The organism is Mycobacterium sp. PO1 (genome assembly GCF_017312405.1).
Lineage (GTDB): Bacteria > Actinomycetota > Actinomycetes > Mycobacteriales > Mycobacteriaceae > Mycobacterium.
In genome coordinates, this window is sequence record NZ_BLTG01000095.1 from 1 (window position 1) to 16635 (window position 16635).

The window sequence follows — 16635 nt, forward strand, 5'->3', positions numbered from 1 at the left end:
GCCGGTCACGGCCATCACCGCCGGCTCGGTGGGCGCGGCGGCCAGACTCGCGACCGCGGCCCGCGCGGCCGGGGGAACCCTCACGGTGACAGCGGCGGCGCAGCCAGCGGGGTGGTGACATCCCCTCCGGCGTCCGGGGTGACCGGATCGGGTTCGGGCTCGGGTTCCGGGGGCGGCGCCGTCGTGGTGGGGGGCGGTGCCGTCGTGGTGGGCCGCGTGGTGGTGGGCCGGGTCGTGGTGGTCCGGGTGGTCGTGGTGGTCGGCTGCGTCGTGGTCGTCGTCGGTTGCGTGGTCGTCGTGGTGGTCGTCTCGGTGGTCGCGCTGGTGGTCGACGTCGTCTCCGAGGCCGGGCTGGTCGTGGTGGTCGTCGGCGGCGGCGGGGTGAACACCGACGTCGTCGGCAGCCCGTCCGAGCCGGTGACCGTCACCGTGACCGGTGGCGGCGGTGCCACCGGTTCCCCGTTCTCCCCGGTGGTGGGGGTGTCGGAGGAGGGGCCGGTGTCCCCGTCGGTCGAGGCGAGGGTGACGGCCAACCCGCCGGCGGCCACCAGTGCCGCCGCCGCGGCCACGCCGAACAGCACCGGTGGGCGTTTGTACCAGGGCAGCGGCGCCGGGTCGGCGTAGTCGGCGTCCGGTTCGGCGTCGAACGCCATCGCCGGGCGCGCCTCGGTCCCCTCGAAGGTGTAGTCGTCGCCCACGTAGGGGACAGGCTCCTGGCCGCTGGCGTCGTCCTGCGACCACGCCAACGCGCGGAATGTGGCCGACGGCGCGCCGTCGGCGGCGGATTCGGTGGCTGCGGCTCCTGCCGTGCCGGCCGCCCATGCCGCCGGTGCGATGCCGGTGGGGCTGTCGGCCGCCCCGGACATGGTCGTGGCATCGGAGGTCAGCCCCCGCTCGGCGACCAGGGCGGCGCCGGCGGCGACACTCGTCTGCGGCGCCGGGGTGGTGATGACCGGCACCCGCAGCCGCTCCGAGAGACGCTGGGTGATCAGCGGAATCTGCGCACCGCCACCCACGGTCGCCACCGCTGCCAGCGAGGCGGCGCTCAACCCCACCCGCTGCAGGCTGTCCTCGAGCACCAGCAGTGCCCCCGACAGGGGCTGGTCGACGAGGTTCTCCAGCTCGGCCCGGGTGATCCGCACGTCGGCCGGCAAGCCGGGCACCTGCGTGCTGACACTCGTCGACGTCTCGGTGGACAGGCGTTCCTTGGCCAGCCGGCACTCGGCCCGCAGACGGGCCAGCGAGCCGACCGCCGCGGTGCCGGCCGGGTCGTCGGCGTCGGTGGCCGAGGCCGCGATGACATGGTTGAGCAGCAACGCGTCCACACCGTCACCGGAGAACTCGGCGAACCGCGCCGTCTCACCCAGCGGGGCGAATCCGGCGCCGGCATCGGCCAGGCTGATCGACGTACCGGTACCGCCGAAATCCAGCAGCGCCACCACGCCGGTGGTCGGCAACCCGGGCGCGGCCTGCAGCGCGGTCAGTGCGGCGGCCGAGTCGGGAACGAGGGCGGCGGGCACCCCGCCCGGAGCCAGGGCGGGCACGGCGCGCAGCGCCCCCCGTAACGCGCCGACCGCCGCGGGACCCCAGTAGGACGGCACCGCGATCGCGACGGGGGATCCGCCACCGGCCGCACGCGCCATCGCGTCGAGAGCTTCGGCCAGCACCCGTTCGGCCTGGTGGGCCGAGCCGTCCGCGGCCACCAGCGGGATGGGGTCGCCCACCCGTTCGACGAAGCCGGTGAGCACCAGGCTGTCCGGTTGCGGCACGTCGAGGTTCGGGTTCTCGCCGGGAACCCCGACCTCGGCGGGCCGGTCGGGATAGACAGTGAGCACGGAGCGCCGGATCACGGTCGATCGACCGGCGGCGGTGGCCACCAGATTGGTCGTCCCCACGGACAACCCGAGTGAGTCACCCACTCGCACCTCCCTGCTCTGTTCGACACACCTTAGCCGCCCGAGCCGTCATTTCCGGGCAAGCCCCTAGTGGCCCCGAGTCCCTAATCGAAAGCCCCTAACCGGACCCTCGACAGGGATGGGTGCCAGCACCGATCTCCGCATCGGGAATCGTCATTACGATCGGGTCCGGCGGGGTCTGAGCCCGCCGTGAGCTGCGAGCGAAGGTAGGACGTGTCATGGCGAACCCGCTGCTGGAGTTCGTGCTGTCCCTGGTGCGTGACCCCGACGCGGCGGCCCGCTACGCCGCGGACCCCGAGCGGGCGATCGCCGACGCCCACCTGACCGACGTCACCAGGGTCGACGTCAACAGTCTCATCCCGGTGGTGTCCGAGTCGATGTCGGCCGGGGCGATGGATGACAACGTGTGGACCAGCGGGCAGGCCGTGTCGGCGTTCGACGCCTTCGGCGATGAACTGCCCGCGCAGGTCACCGGTGACGACCTCGTCGCGGCGGGCCGAGAGGTCATCGACGCCTCCGATGTCCCCGACACCTTGGGTGTCTCTTCGGTCATCTCCGACCTGTCCGCCCCGGACTCCGGGGTCCCCGACCGCCTCGGTGCATTCGACGACGTTCTGGACGCCCCCGACGGGATGCCGGCGGTGGGCGACACCGTCGTCGGCGGGGAGTGGTTGGACGACGGGCTGGACGCGGTATCGCCACCGCTCGACGGGCACGGCGGCCCCGATGGCTCAGGTGATCCCGGTGGCCTCGAGGACCTCGAGGACCTGCCGCACCAGGCCGGCGGTTTCGACGCCTTCGGGCAGTGACGGTGCGCGCCGGCCTGCCCCAGTCCACCCCCTAATCCCCTATTGGGGTCTCCCCCTGGACCCCTGACATTGATCCCCCAAGAAGGGGTGGTCGCCCCGTTTTCGGGGCCTCCGCCGAGCCATAGCGTGGTTCTTGCCTCGCCGGACACGGCGACCGAACACCCCCAGTGAGAGGACCCCGACATGAACACCTTGATCGAGTTCATCATCAACCTGTTCCGCAGCCCGGCCTCGGCCGCCGAGTTCGTCGCCGATCCCGAGGAGGCGATGCGCACCGCGGGGCTGCCCCCGGTCAACCCGGCCCAGCTGCAGGCGATCGCGGCGACCGCGGCTCCCGCCGGCGCCGTGCTGGGCGGCGGCGACCCGATCGTCGGACTGCAGCGCGCCGTCGCCGACCATCACAACATCGCCTCCCCGTTCTCGCCCCAGACCACCTGGGCCCCGCAGACTCAGAGTGAGTTCGCCAGCCGCAACGACACCGAGTTCGCCAGCCGCAACGACACCGACTTGGCCAGCAACAACGACACGTCGCTGCTGAGCCCGGAGCAGTCCTCCGGCGCCAACTCCCAGCAGGGCGGGTTGAATCTGGGCTTCGGCGACATCACGTTCGGCGACAAGACCTCCAACACCGCCACCGACGGCGCCGTGATCGCCGATGGTGACATCTCCGGCCCGGTGGCCACCGGTGACGACGCCGTCGCGACCGGCGGCGACAATTCCGGCGACATCCTGACCGGCGACCGCTCCGTGCAGGGCGACGGAAACAGCGCCAACTCCGGTGACGTGCTCGCCGGCAGCGGGTCCAATGTGGTGATCGGTGAGGACAACGACGTCGAGGACAACGGCAACACCACCAGCGGCGGCGGCGACATCGTCACCGACAACGAGGGCCCGGTGATCGGTGAGGTCGACTCCGGTGACGACTCGGCGGTGGTGATCGACGACGGAGACGTCGCGACCGACACCACGACCGTGGTGGACGGGGATGTCCTGACCGGCGGCGATGCGTTCGACATGTCGGACAACTCCGGCCAGGACAACTCGGACAACCGGGACTACTCCGATGACGACCTGACGTCGATCGACACCGACATCAGCAACGACATCATCACCGACATCGACAACGACATGAGTCTGCTCTGATCGCACGGACCATCACCGAGGCGGTGTGGCGGGATCGAGAAGGTCCCGCCACACCGCCGCGATATGGTCCTGGTTCGCTAGGAGTGCCATGAGTCAGCCGAACCACCAGCCCGAGCGCCGCACCGCGACCGGCGGGCGCCGCGACGTGAAGGTCATCGTCGAGTTGATCGAGCACACCGCTTCGATCGCCGGCACCTACGAGCGCGGTGACCTCGTCGACCGGATGACCCGCGCCAAGGCCCGCATCACCGACCCGCAGATCCGGGTGGTCATCGCCGGGCAGCTCAAGCAGGGCAAGAGCCAGCTGCTCAACTCGCTGCTCAACGTTCCCGTCGCCCGCGTCGCCGACGACGAGTCCACGGTGCTGCCGACCGTGGTGACCCACGCCGAGGAGCCCTCGGCCCGCATCGTCGTCGAACGTCCCGGTGTCGCGGAACCCGAGCTCATCGACATCCCGACCGCCGACGTGCGGACCGATCTGCGCTTCCATCCGTTGGCCCGCGGACGACGGGTGATCCGCGCCGAGGTCAGCGCGCCCAGCCCGCTGCTCAAGGGTGGACTGGCGTTCGTCGACACCCCCGGGGTGGGAGGCCACGGTCAACCCCACCTGTCCGCCACGCTGGGCCTGCTGCCCGACGCGGACGCGGTGCTGATGGTCAGCGACACCAGCCAGGAGTTCACCGAACCCGAGATGACGTTCCTGCGCCAGGCGGTGCAGATCTGCCCGGTCGCCCGGATCGTGGCGACCAAGACGGATCTGTACCCGTACTGGCGTGACGTCGTCGCCGCCGACGAGCGGCACCTGCAACGCGCCGGGGTGGCGGTGCCGGTCATCCCGGTGTCCTCGGTGCTGCGCAGCCACGCGATCAAGACCAACGACAAGGAACTCAACACCGAGTCCAACTTCCCGGCGCTGGTGAACTTCCTGTCCGAGCAGGTGGCCTCCCGCGAGAACGACCGTATCCGCGCTCAGGTTCTGGCCGAGATCCGTTCGGCGGCAGAGCATCTGCGCCTCGCGGTGGGCGCTGAGCTGGAAGCGCTCGACGACCCCGCCGCGCGAGAGGCGCTGCGCGCCGACCTGGAACGCCGAAAAGCCGAAGCGCAGGACGCCCTGGCGCAGACGGCGCTGTGGCAACAGATCCTCAACGACGGGATCGCCGACCTTACCGCCGACGTCGAACACGACCTGCGTGGCCGCTTCCGTGCCATCACCCAGCACACCGAGAAGGTGATCGATTCCTGTGATCCGACGCGGGTGTGGGCCGAGATCGGCGCCGAACTCGAAAACGCCGTCGCCACCGCGGTCGGGGACAACTTCGTGTGGGCCTTCCAGCGGGCCGAGGTGCTCGCCGAAGAGGTGGCCCAGACCTTCGTCGGCGCCGGGGTGGACTCCGTCGATGTGCCCGCCATCAGCGCCCGGATCATGGGCACGGGGTTCGGAGAGATCAAGGCGCCTCAGAAGCTGGAGGCCAAGCCCGTCGGCAGAGGCCGCAAGGCGACCATCGGACTGCAGGGGTCCTACGGCGGTGTGCTGATGTTCGGCATGATGACCTCACTGGCCGGGTTGGGCATGTTCAATCCGATCTCGCTGGGCGCGGGGGCCCTGATGGGCCGCGCGGCCTACCGGGAGAACATGGAGAACCGCATGGTGCGGGTGCGCAGCGAGGCCAAACTGAACAGCCGCCGGTTCGTCGACGACGTCGCGTTCGTGGTGGCCAAGGAGTCCCGTGACCGGCTCAAGGAGATCCAGCGGCAGCTGCGCGACCATTACCGCGACATCGCCAACCAGGCCACCCGCTCCCTCAACGAATCGCTGCAGGCGACCATTGCGGCTGCCAAAGTCGAAGAGAACGAACGGAACTCGCGTATCAAAGAGCTGCAACGCCAATTGAGCATCCTGAGCCAGGTGCTCGACCACTGCGCCGAGCTCACGACCGGGCGATGAGCGCGGGCGATCAGGTCCGGGCCATCCTGGCCGGGGTCGTGCGGGCCTACCAGGCCGACCCCGCCTACCGGCAGCGTGCCGACGTGCACAACGAACTGGACCGCATCGGTCGGCGGCTGAACCAACCGATTCGCATCGCACTGGCCGGAACGCTGAAGGCCGGGAAATCCACCCTGGTCAATGCGCTGGTGGGGGAGGACATCGCGCCCACGGACGCGACAGAGGCAACCCGCATCGTCACGTGGTTCCGGTACGGGCCGACTCCGCGGGTGACCGCGAACGAACGCGGCGGCAGGCGGCGCAACGTCCCCATCGTGCGCGAGGGTGGCCTGACCTTCGATCTCGCCGATCTCGACGCGGCCGAGGTGGTCGATCTCGACGTCGAGTGGCCGGCCGGCGCACTGGTCGACGCCACCATCATCGACACCCCGGGCACGTCCTCGTTGTCCCCCGATGTCTCCGAGCGCTCGCTGCGCCTGCTGGTTCCCGACGACGGCGTGCCCCGCGTCGACGCCGTGGTGTTCCTGCTGCGCACCCTCAACGCCGCCGACATCGCCCTGCTCAAACAGATCGGCATGCTGGTCGGCGGCGCGACCGGCGCACTCGGCGTCATCGGGGTGGCCTCGCGCGCCGACGAGATCGGGGCCGGGCGCATCGATGCGATGCTGTCCGCCGACGAGGTCGCCACACGGTTCACCACCGAGATGGACAAGACCGGCATCTGCCAGGCGGTGGTCCCGGTGTCCGGGCTGCTCGCGCTCACCGCGCGCACGCTGCGCCACGACGAGTTCGCCGCGCTGCGCAAACTGGCCGACGTCGACCCCGCCGAGCTGGCCAAGGCGATGCTGTCGGCCGACCGGTTCGTCCGCGACGACAGCTCACTTCCGCTGGACGCGGCGACGCGCCGCGCGTTGCTCGACCGGTTCGGGATGTTCGGCATCCGGATCTCGGTGGTCGTGCTGCAGGCCGGGGTCACCGACTCGGTGGCGCTGGCCGACGAACTCCTCGAACGCAGCGGTCTGGTGGCGCTGCGGGAGGTCATCGACCAGCAGTTCGCCCAACGGTCGGACGCGTTGAAGGCGCACACCGCACTGCTGTCCCTGCGCCGGATGGTGACCGCGAATCCGCTGTCGGCCTCGGCGCAGATCGTCGCCGACATCGACCCGTTGCTGGCCGACACCCACGCATTCGAGGAACTGCGGCTGTTGAGTCAACTGCGTTCCCGGGCAACCACATTGACCGACGACGAGATGGTCTCGCTGCGGCGGATCATCGGCGGCGCGGGTACCGATGCGGCCAGCAGGCTGGGGCTGCGTCCGGACTCGGCCGACGACGGACCGCGGGCGGCCTTCGCCGCGACGCAGCGGTGGCGCAGACGCGCCGATCATCCCCTCAACGACCCGTTCACCACCCGGGCGTGCCGGGCCGCGGTGCGCAGCGCGGAAGCGCTCGTCGCGCTGTACTCGTCGCGCCGCTGACTCAGGGGGCCGGGGGCGTCTCCGTCACCGTCTCGGTCTGGGTCTCGGTCTGCGTGACGGTGCTGGTGCTCGTGCTGACGCTGGGGCTGGTGGTCGTCGTTGTGGTCGTGGTGGTGGTCGTCGGCGCGGTGGTGGTGGTCGTCGAGGTAGTTCCAGCGGGCCCGGTCGGCTCGGTGGTGGAGGGTGTCACCGTCTCGGTCACGGTCTGCGGCGGCACCACCGCCGGAGCAGAGGTCGAGGTGAGCGGCGTCAACGGCGTAGTGGTGGTGTCGGTGCCCGGGCCGGAGTCGCCGGTGATCAGGCGCGCCAAACCGTAGACGATCAGCGCGATCAGTACTGCCCCCAGCGCGCCGAAAGCCACGAGGGCGACGGGTTTGCGGAACCACGGCACCTCGCCCGACTCCGCCGGTCCCGGCTGGCCGTACCCGCTGTAGCCGCCGGTGTTGAGGCGGGTCGGGTCGTCGTCGGAGTAGTAGTCCTGATCGTCGTCGGATCCGTAGCGCGCCACGAAACCCGATAGTAGGCGCTGCGGCTAGGGATTTTCGGCGGGTTCCTCGCTGGGCGTGGTCCTGCGCGTCAGCCTGGGCCGCTCCCGCGTCGTCGGACCCACATCGGTTTCGCGGGTGCGCGGCGGGCGGGTGGTGATCGTCGACGGACCGGACTCGGTGGTCGTCGGCGTCGTCTCCTCGGGGTTGATGTCGGTGGTCACCGGAGGGCTCGTGCTGGTGATCGTCCCGGTCGTCGTGGGCGACCCGGAGTTCGGCGTGCTGCTGTCGGTGACCGAATACGTGGGTTCGACGAAGTCGATCGGCGCCGGCTCGGGTTCGTTGGCCTGCCCGGTCACGTAGCTGATCGCGCCGATCAGCAACGCGAGCAGAGCCAGCGCCGCGGCGCTGACCCCCAGCAGCGTCGACGGGCGGTTGTGCCACGCCGGCTGCGGCGCATCGTCACGGTCGGGGCCGGTCACGGGCACCGATAGTAACCGCGCACGCGTACGGAGTGCTGGGTCAGCGAAGCTGCGGGACGACCGTCTCGGCGATGAACTCGATGTGCTCGAGGTCCGACATGTCGAGAACCTGCAGATAGACGCGCTGCACACCGCCCTGCAGGAAGGGGCCGAGCTTGTCGACGATCTCGTCGGGGGTGCCGACGGCGGGGGAGTTGGAGCGCAGTTCGTCGACCTCGCGCCCGATGGCGGCGGCGCGTCGAGCGATCTCGGCGTCATCGCGCCCGGCGCACAGCACGAACGCCGCCGAGTAGGTCAGCGAATCCTTGGCGCGGCCGGCCTCCTCGACCGCAGCCGCCACCCGGGCGTACTGCTGGATCAGGCCGTCCAACGGTGCGAACGGGATGTTGAACTCGGTGGCGAACCGCGCGGTCAGCGCCGGAGTGCGCTTGGCGCCCATGCCACCCAGGATGATGGGCGGGTGCGGTGTCTGAGCCGGCTTGGGCAGCCCGGGTGACTCGGCCACGCTGTAGTGGGTGCCGGAATAGTCGAACGTCTCCCCGGACGGGGTGCCCCACAGTCCGGTGATGATCTCCAGCTGCTCGGTGAGCCGGTCGAACCGCTCGCCCAGCGTTGGGAACGGGATGGCGTAGGCGCGATGCTCGGCCTCGAACCAGCCCGCACCGAGTCCGAATTCCACTCGCCCGCCGCTCATCTCGTCGACCTGGGCCACCGAGATCGCCAGCGGGCCGGGATGGCGGAACGTTGCCGAGGTGACCATCGTGCCCAGCCTGATGGTGGTGGTCTCCCGGGCGAGACCGGCCAGGGTGACCCAGGAGTCGGTCGGCCCGGGGAGACCGTCACCGCTCATCGCGAGGTAGTGGTCGGACCGGAAGAACGCCGAATACCCGGCACTTTCGGCAGTGCGGGCGACGGCGAGCTGATCGGCGTAGCCGGCGCCCTGCTGGGGTTCGACGAAGACACGGAAATCGACGGGGCTCACGGTTGTCCAGCCTAGAGGCCCGCGCGGGACTTCTTCACCAAGGCGACCGCGTCGGCAGGCCCGTCGAACTCGACCCGCGCCTCGTCCCGTCCGGCGGCGAACATCAGCAACTCGCCGGCATCACCGGTGACCTTGACCTGAGTCCCGCTGCCCAGCGTGGCCAACGTGTCGCCGTCCGGCGTGGCCAGGACCACCGTCGCCGGTGCCTTCCGCAGCGTCATGCGTGCCATCATCTGAACGGGCCGGCGCAGCGCCGACGCCGTCGGCTCGTCGAGCGGGCGGGGCTCCCACCCCGGACGGGCCCGCCGGACGTCCTCGTGGTGGATGAACATCTCGGCGACGTTGGCGATCGGGTCCAGCAGCTTGAACGGCGAATACAGCGGCGGGCCGGACGCCACCTGACCGACCAGTTCGTCCCAGTCGGTCGAGGACGCCACGTTCTTCTGCACCCGTTCGGTGTAATCGGCGAACGCCGGGATCAGGATGCCGGGCGCGGCGTCGAGCCGCCGTTCCCGCACCACCAGGTGTGCGGCCAGATCCCGGGCGTCCCACCCGTCACACAGGGTGGGAGCGTCGGGGGCCTGTTCCCTGAGTGTCGCCACCAGGGCCGCCCGCTCGCGCTGTGCAATCGTCATGGGAGTCCTACTTTCCCTCGTGCGGTCATGCGAAACACGTCAACCGAGCGCGCGGTCCAGGTTGATCGCCACGCTGATCAACGACAGGTGTGTGAAGGCCTGCGGAAAATTGCCGACCTGGTCACCGGTGGCACTGACCTGCTCAGCGTAGAGGCCCACGTGATTGGCGTAGGTGAACATCTTCTCCAGCGCCAATTGGGCGTCGGCCAGGCGGCCGCACCGGGTCAGCGCCTCGACGTACCAGAACGTGCACAACGAGAACGTGCCTTCGTCGCCGTCGAGACCGTCGGTTTCCGGCTGATAGCGAAAAACCAGGCTGTCGGTGACCAGCTCGCGCTCGATGGCCGCCAGGGTCGACAGGAAGCGCGGATCAGCCGGCGAGATGAACTTGACCATCGGCATCAGCAGGACGCCCGCGTCGAGCCGGTCACCGCCTTCCACCTGCGTGAAGGCCTCCAGGTCGGTGTTCCACGACTCCGTCATGATCCGGTGGTACATCGCGTCGCGCGCCGAGGACCACGTCACCAGATCGGCGGGCAGACCACGGTGGCGGGCGATGCGGATGGCGCGCTCCACCGCGACCCAGCACATCAACCGTGACGTGGTGTGCGCCCTCTCCGCATCGCGGATCTCCCACATCCCGGCATCGGCGCGTTCCCAGTTGTCGATCAGCCAGTCGATGACGAAGACGACATCGGACCAGGCGTCGTAGCTGATGCCGGGACCGTACTTGTTGAACAGGTACACCGAGTCGATCAGGTCACCGTAGATGTCGAGCTGCAGCTGGCCGACCGCCGCGTTGCCCACCCGCACCGGCCGCGAGTCCAGATGGCCGCGCAGGTGGTCGAGTTCGGCCTCAGGCGGTGGTTCGTTGCCGTCGATGTCGTAGAGCACCCGCAGCGGGCCGAGACCGTCTGCTTCCCGGTCGCCACAGCCCAGCCGCCGCGACAGCCAGGCGATGAACGAGTGTGCTTCGTCGTGGAAGCCCAGCGCCAGTAGCGCGTAGAGGCTGAAGCCGGCGTCGCGCATCCACACGTAGCGGTAGTCCCAGTTGCGTTCCCCGCCGATGTCCTCGGGCAGGCTGGTGGTCGGTGCCGCGATGATGGCCCCGCTCGGCTCATGGGTGAGCAGCTTGAGCGTGATCGCCGAGCGCTCCACCATCTCCCGCCAACGGCCCTGGTATCGCGAGTTCTTCAGCCAGGACCGCCAGAAGTGGATCGTCCCGTCGAAGAGCTCGTCGACGCTCGGGCCGTGCTCGGGGGCATCGCGGTCGCTGGTCTCACCCAGCTCGAGGACGAACTCGGCGGTCTGACCGGGCTTCAACTCGAATTCGGCGGCCACCACGGTGTCGTCGACGGTGAGGTCCACCGACGAACGCAACTGCATCGCCAACCCGTCGAGGCGGAAGCGCGCAGTCCCGTGAGATGACTGCACGTCGAAACGGCGGCGGCCGTAGTCGGGGCGGGCGTCGAACACCATGCTGACGGTGGTCGTGCCGCGCACCGCGACGACGCGACGAACCAGCCGCTGGACGTGCGCCTCGTCTTTGGGCTGCAGCACCGGCATGAAGTCGTGGACCTCGATCACACCGTCCGCGGTCAGGAAGCGGGTGATCAACGCCGCGGACTGCGGAAAGTAGAACTGGTGGGTGCGACTGTCCTTGCGCGCGGTGGATATCGTCCAGCTGCCGCCGCGTTCCGGGTCCAGGATTGCGCCGAACACGCTGGGGGAGTCGAACCGCGGGGCACAGAACCAGTTGATGCTGCCGTCGCTTCCGACCAGCGCGCAGGTGCGCAGGTCACCGATCAGGCCGTGCTCGGCGACCGAGGGGAAGTCAGTCATCGGCAAGCCGCCAGCCCGCCGGCCCGGGCAGCTGCAGCGCGGGTTCGGGACCCCATGAGCAACGCTCGTAGCTCAGCGCGGGCGGGGGGTTGTCCAGCACCGGTGCGCAGATCTGCCAGAGTCTGTCGACCTCGTCGGCGCGGGCGAACAAGGTCTGGTCCCCGCGCATCGCGTCGAGCAGCAGCCGCTCGTAGGCGTCCATGGCGTCGGACTCGAGGTTCGGATCGGCCAATCCGGTTGTCACGGTGAGGTGTTGCGGCGTGAGGCCCGGACCGGGCCGCATGCCGGTCAGGTCGAAGGCGGCGTTCGGGGAGTCGGTCAGGTCGAGCACCAGCCGGTTGGGCCGCGGATCGGGGAACGTCGCCGGTGCGGGGTCGCGGAACGTCAGCGTCACGGCCCGGCGGTCGGCCGGCATGGCCTTGCCGGTGCGCAGGTAGAACGGCACCCCCTGCCAGCGGGGCGTGTCCACGAACGCTTCGAGCGCGACATACGTTTCGACGCCGGAGTCGTCGGCGACATCGTCCTCGTCGCGGTATCCGTCGTACTGGCCGAAGACCACCCGTGCGGGATCCAGCGGACGCATCGCCTCGAACACCGCCGACTTGGCGTCGCGCAGCGAGCGGGCGTCCATACCGGACGGCGGCTCCATCGCCACAACACCGAGCACCTGACACAGATGGGTGCTCACCATGTCGCGGAAGCATCCGGTCTTCTCGTAGAAGCTGCCCCGGCCCTCCATTCCCAGCTGCTCGGGCACATCGATCTGCACGGACGCGACATGCTCGCGGTTCCAGAGGGATTCGATGATGCCGTTGGCGAACCGTAGCGCCATCAGGGTGCGCACCGCCTCTTTGCCGAGGAAGTGGTCGATCCGGTAGACGTGATCCTCGTCGGTGACCGCCTTGAGGGCCTGATCGAGCTCGCGCGACGACTCCAGGTCGGTGCCGAACGGCTTCTCGACGATGAACCGCGCCTCCTCGGCCAGGCCTTGCCGGCCGAGCATGCCGATCAGCGGTTGCATGGCCACCGGCGGCACCGACAGATAGATCAGTGTGCGCGCACCGTCACCGAGCTGTGCCGCCTTGGCGCGGACAGCCTCGGCCAGGTCGGAACCGTCGTCGTCGCTGGCGGCCTGAAAGCTCAACCGCGACATCAGGTCATCGAGGATCTCGTGGTCCGGCTCCTCGATGTCCTCGGCGATGGCATCGCTGATGTCGTCGCGGAATTCATCGTCGCTGTCGGGCGCGGTGCGCCCGGATCCGATGACGGCGAACTCGTCGGGCAGCCGGCCCGCCGCGGCGAGACGGTAGAGGCTGGGGAACAGCATCCGCCGTGCCAGATCGCCACGGGCCCCGAACAGGACGAGCACCAGCGGTTCAGCGCGGTCGGATTCGGTCATGTGCTGGGTCTCCTCACATTGAGCAGTGCGTTCTCCACGACCTCGCTGAGCGCGGGGTGGATCCAGTACGGGCGCCGCGCCAGGTCACCGGCGGGGATACCGAAGTTCATGGCCACCACGAAGATCTGGATCAACGAGGCGGCCTGGCTGCCGATCACATGCGCGCCGAGGATGCGGCCGGACTCGGCCTCGGTGAGGACCTTGCACAGCCCGGTGTGGTCCTGCATCGCCCAGCCGTAGGCGACGTCCTCGTACCGTGCCACCCCCACCCGGTAGTCGCGGCCGTCGTCGCGACAACTCTGTTCGGTGGCTCCCACGGAGGCCATCTGCGGGTTGGTGAACACCGCCGACGGCACCAGGCTGTGGTCGACCTGGTGCAGGTCATCGGGGTTGAGCAGGTTGTGCTGGACCACCGCGGCTTCCCGGTTGGCGACGTGTTTGAGGGGGATCGCGGTGCAGATGTCGCCGAGCGCGAACACGCCCGGCGCGGTGGTGCGGCAGTACTCGTCGACGACGACGCGGCCGTCGTCGTGGGTGTCGATGCCGCCGCACTGCACGTCGAGGTGGTCACTGTTGGGAGTTCGTCCGATCGCCACCAGCAGCGTGTCGGCCTGCACGTCGGTTCCGTCGTCCAGGTGGAGGACCAGATCTCCTGGCGTGCCGGACATCTTGGTCAGCTCGGTACCGCAGCGCAGATCGTAGCGGGCACGCATCATCTCGGTGTAGGTGTCGCGCAGCGCCTCGTCCTGCGGACCGCCGAGAAGCCGGCCCGCCTTCTCGATGATCGTGATCTCACTGCCGGCGCTGGAGAACACGTGGGCGAGTTCGGCGGCGATGTACCCGCCGCCGAGCACGGCGAGGTGCCGCGGCGCGGTGTCCCTCCGCATCACGGTGTCGGAGGTCTCGTAGGGCAGACCCGACTCGGCGACCGGCGGCGGCACCGCAGGGCGGCTACCGGCTGCGACGACGATCCGGTCGGCGCTGAGATACTCCATGCCCTCGGCCGTGGTGACCGCGAGTTCCCGGTCTCCGGTGAAGCGGGCATGTCCGGAGTAGACGTCGACGAAGTCGGCGGCGCGGCGGCCGTGCTCGCCCTCGGCGGACACCGCGTCGGTGCGACCGATGACACGGTCGCGTACTTGTGGCCAGCGCAGTTCGTGCAGCTCAGCGTCGATGCCGAAGGTGTTCGCCCTGGCGATGCTGTCGGTCAGCTCGGCGGTGTAGGACAGCATCTTCGACGGGATGCAGCCGTAGTTCACGCACGTCCCACCGAATTTGCGGTCCTCGACGATCGCCACGCGCAGGTCTTCGAGCCGGTCGTCGACGACCATGTTGCCCGAGCCCGCGCCGATGACGATGAGATCGTGGGTGCGCACGCCTGTGCTGTTCCCGGGCCGGGGTTGCGGTCAAACCCGGCTGCGATGACCGAACGGTGACCTCGGACTCACTGGGTGTTCAGAAGCCTTCGACACCCTCGACACTGATGACCATGCCGTGGCCGGTGCTGTCGTTGGTGAACCGGGTGCCGTTGACATCGGCATCGATGGTCCAGCCCACCGCCGAGTAGGTGCGGTAGTCCAGGGTGACCGCCGGAATGGCGCCGAGATTGCCCAGCACCCAACTGATGTCGCCGTCGGCGCTGAGACGGACGCCGTTGGCGGGCATGCCGTCGATCTCGGGCGCGTTGACGAACGAGGACTCGCAGCCGACTTCGCGAGTGTCGAGCTGGCAGCGGGTCTTGCCCGACTTGGTCTCGATGAAGACGTAGCCGTTCTGCGGACTCAGCACCTCCCCACCCGGTGCTGGGGTCGCGGAAGGCGCCGGTCTCGGATTCGCGGTGGTCGGGGGCGGTGAGGGATCAGGTCGGGTCGGGCGTGGTGTCGGGAACTCCGGCTCGGCGAAGGAGTCGGGGCTGCGGGTCGCGGTGCCCTCGATGTTCGACGAGCACCCCGCGAGCGTCACGCCCACGCCGAGTGCGACGGCGACGACCGACCGAGCCTGCATCACCCCAGCGTACGCACATTGGTGCCTGCGGGACGGAAGTGACTCGCGGGCCGCTCCGGCTCCAGACCAACTCCGCCTTCTGCGCGACTGATGTCCATCAGTTGCACGGCAGTTTTCGCTCTGCGTCCCGCCGCCGGTCCGAGCCGTTTACTGTTCGGGCCCGACCTAGAGCGTGTTGCGGCGTTTCGGTCCGCTGGTCGCCCGGTAGTTGAGGCTTCGTGTCGCTTCCCAGAACGAACGAGGCGACGGCCCGTCCCTGATTTGTCGGTGGTGGCCGCCGATCTGTGGGATGCAGCCGGAGGCCGACCTTTTTTGTCGGTGGGTGCTGCTTTGATGGGGTCATGTCCTCTGCTGCAGCGTCTTTGGTTGACGATGAGGTGTCGCCGAAGGAGCGGTTGGCGGAGTTGTTCGAGCAGATCGCGGAGTTGACCGGTCAGCGCAACGCCATCGATGCGCAGATCGTGGACATCGTCGCCGAGATCGATCATGGCGGGTTGGCCGGGATGACCGGGGCGCGGTCGATTTCGGCGCTGGTGGCCTGGAAGACCGGGGTGTCACCGCGTAACGCGAAGACGATCGCGGCGGTCGCGGCGCGTGGTGAGCAGTTTCCGCGGTGTGTGGCCGGGTTGCGGGAGGGCCGGTTGTCGTTGGATCAGGTCGGGGTGCTCGCCGAGCGCGCCGCCGAGGGTTCTGATGATCATTACGTGGAGTTGGCGTCGGTGGCGACGGTGACCCAGTTGCGCAAGGCGGTCAGCCTGGAGCCGCGCCCCGATACAGCCCCGAAACCGCAGCCAGAACGCGCCCTCTCGCGCACCGATCATGGTGAGTCGGTGACGTATCGGATCACGGTGTCGAAGATCGAGGCCGCCAAGGTCGATGCCGCCCTGGCCGGCAAGCGCGACGGGTTGATCGCCGACTGGAAACGCGAGCACGACCAGCAGCCCGATGCTGCCACTGGAACCGCCCCCGATGCCGACGGTCTCCATGGCGAGTCCCCTGCCGATACCGACACCGACGCCGGCAGCATCGGTGGGGAGTTCGACGATGACTTCACCGACCTCGCCGAGGGTGGCGACGCCGAGAACGCCCGGCGTGCGCCGATGCCCACTACCGTGGATGCGTTCATGGAGTTGATCGAGACCGGCTGGGACGCCGAGGTGGCCCGGCGCCCGCACGCTCAGCACACCACCGTGGTCGTCCACGTCGACGCCGACACCAAACTGGGCGCACTGCATCTGGGCCCGCTGCTCACCGACGCCGAACGCCAGTACCTGACCTGTGATGCGACCTGTGAGGTGTGGTTCGAACGCGCCGGACGCCCGCTCGGCGCCGGCCGCTCGACGCGCACAGTCAACCGGCGGCTGCGCCGCGCGCTGGAGCATCGGGATCGCTGCTGTGTGGTGCCCGGCTGCGGCGCGACCCGCGGCCTGCACGCCCACCACCTACGGCATTGGGAGAACGGTGGGCTCACCGAGCTGGAGAATCTGGTGCTCGTGAGGGTGTCGCACGAATCGG

Annotated in this window: 14 protein-coding genes; 5 read left to right on the forward strand and 9 right to left on the reverse strand. The window is 69.3% G+C overall.

The window, feature by feature from the left end; all coding sequences use genetic code 11:
• Nucleotides 1-80 precede the first annotated feature (80 nt).
• Complete coding sequence (locus J3476_RS24380) at nucleotides 81-1919, reverse strand: Hsp70 family protein (protein ID WP_207068889.1); 1839 nt, start codon at nucleotides 1917-1919, stop codon at nucleotides 81-83.
• 215 nt (nucleotides 1920-2134) lie between these two features.
• Between J3476_RS24380 and J3476_RS24385 the strand changes: the two genes are divergently transcribed.
• From J3476_RS24385 to J3476_RS24400, 4 genes are all read left to right on the forward strand, one after another.
• Nucleotides 2135-2725 carry an Rv0340 family IniB-related protein gene (locus J3476_RS24385; protein ID WP_207068890.1) on the forward strand — a complete coding sequence of 197 codons (591 nt, stop codon included), beginning with the start codon at nucleotides 2135-2137 and terminating at the stop codon, nucleotides 2723-2725.
• 183 nt (nucleotides 2726-2908) lie between these two features.
• Nucleotides 2909-3868: an IniB N-terminal domain-containing protein gene (locus tag J3476_RS24390; protein ID WP_207068891.1), complete on the forward strand. Its 960-nt coding sequence runs from the start codon at nucleotides 2909-2911 to the stop codon at nucleotides 3866-3868.
• A gap of 88 nt (nucleotides 3869-3956) precedes the next feature.
• Nucleotides 3957-5813 (forward strand): dynamin family protein, encoded by a 1857-nt coding sequence (locus J3476_RS24395; protein ID WP_207068892.1) that lies wholly within the window; start codon nucleotides 3957-3959, stop codon nucleotides 5811-5813.
• The gene (locus tag J3476_RS24400; RefSeq protein ID WP_207068893.1) at nucleotides 5810-7291 is read left to right on the forward strand and encodes a dynamin-like GTPase family protein; all 1482 of its coding nucleotides are present in this window, start codon (nucleotides 5810-5812) and stop codon (nucleotides 7289-7291) included. The genes J3476_RS24395 and J3476_RS24400 overlap by 4 nt, the downstream gene beginning before the upstream one ends.
• 1 nt (nucleotide 7292) lies before the next feature.
• Here J3476_RS24400 and J3476_RS24405 read toward each other — a convergent pair whose 3' ends face one another.
• The 8 genes from J3476_RS24405 to J3476_RS24440 form a co-directional block, all read right to left on the reverse strand.
• A complete protein-coding gene (locus J3476_RS24405) occupies nucleotides 7293-7799 on the reverse strand; it encodes a hypothetical protein (protein WP_207068894.1) in 507 nt (168 codons plus the stop codon).
• Between the two features lie 24 nt (nucleotides 7800-7823).
• Nucleotides 7824-8258: a hypothetical protein gene (locus tag J3476_RS24410; protein ID WP_286183657.1), complete on the reverse strand. Its 435-nt coding sequence runs from the start codon at nucleotides 8256-8258 to the stop codon at nucleotides 7824-7826.
• A gap of 40 nt (nucleotides 8259-8298) precedes the next feature.
• Nucleotides 8299-9240: an LLM class F420-dependent oxidoreductase gene (locus J3476_RS24415; protein WP_207068896.1), complete on the reverse strand. Its 942-nt coding sequence runs from the start codon at nucleotides 9238-9240 to the stop codon at nucleotides 8299-8301.
• 11 nt (nucleotides 9241-9251) lie between these two features.
• Nucleotides 9252-9875 carry a TIGR03085 family metal-binding protein gene (locus J3476_RS24420; protein WP_207068897.1) on the reverse strand — a complete coding sequence of 208 codons (624 nt, stop codon included), beginning with the start codon at nucleotides 9873-9875 and terminating at the stop codon, nucleotides 9252-9254.
• A gap of 39 nt (nucleotides 9876-9914) precedes the next feature.
• A complete protein-coding gene (locus tag J3476_RS24425) occupies nucleotides 9915-11717 on the reverse strand; it encodes a glycoside hydrolase family 15 protein (protein ID WP_207068898.1) in 1803 nt (600 codons plus the stop codon).
• Nucleotides 11710-13116 (reverse strand): glucose-6-phosphate dehydrogenase, encoded by a 1407-nt coding sequence (gene zwf / locus J3476_RS24430; RefSeq protein ID WP_207068899.1) that lies wholly within the window; start codon nucleotides 13114-13116, stop codon nucleotides 11710-11712. Before zwf ends, J3476_RS24425 begins: the two co-directional genes overlap by 8 nt.
• Nucleotides 13113-14492 (reverse strand): mycothione reductase, encoded by a 1380-nt coding sequence (locus J3476_RS24435; RefSeq protein WP_207068900.1) that lies wholly within the window; start codon nucleotides 14490-14492, stop codon nucleotides 13113-13115. The genes zwf and J3476_RS24435 overlap by 4 nt, the downstream gene beginning before the upstream one ends.
• A 79-nt stretch (nucleotides 14493-14571) precedes the next feature.
• On the reverse strand, nucleotides 14572-15120 hold the full coding sequence (locus J3476_RS24440) for a hypothetical protein (protein WP_207068901.1): 549 nt from the start codon (nucleotides 15118-15120) through the stop codon (nucleotides 14572-14574).
• 341 nt (nucleotides 15121-15461) lie between these two features.
• Here J3476_RS24440 and J3476_RS24445 point away from each other — a divergent pair.
• The coding region (locus J3476_RS24445) for an HNH endonuclease signature motif containing protein (RefSeq protein ID WP_207068902.1) at nucleotides 15462-16635 on the forward strand (1174 nt) is incomplete at its 3' end.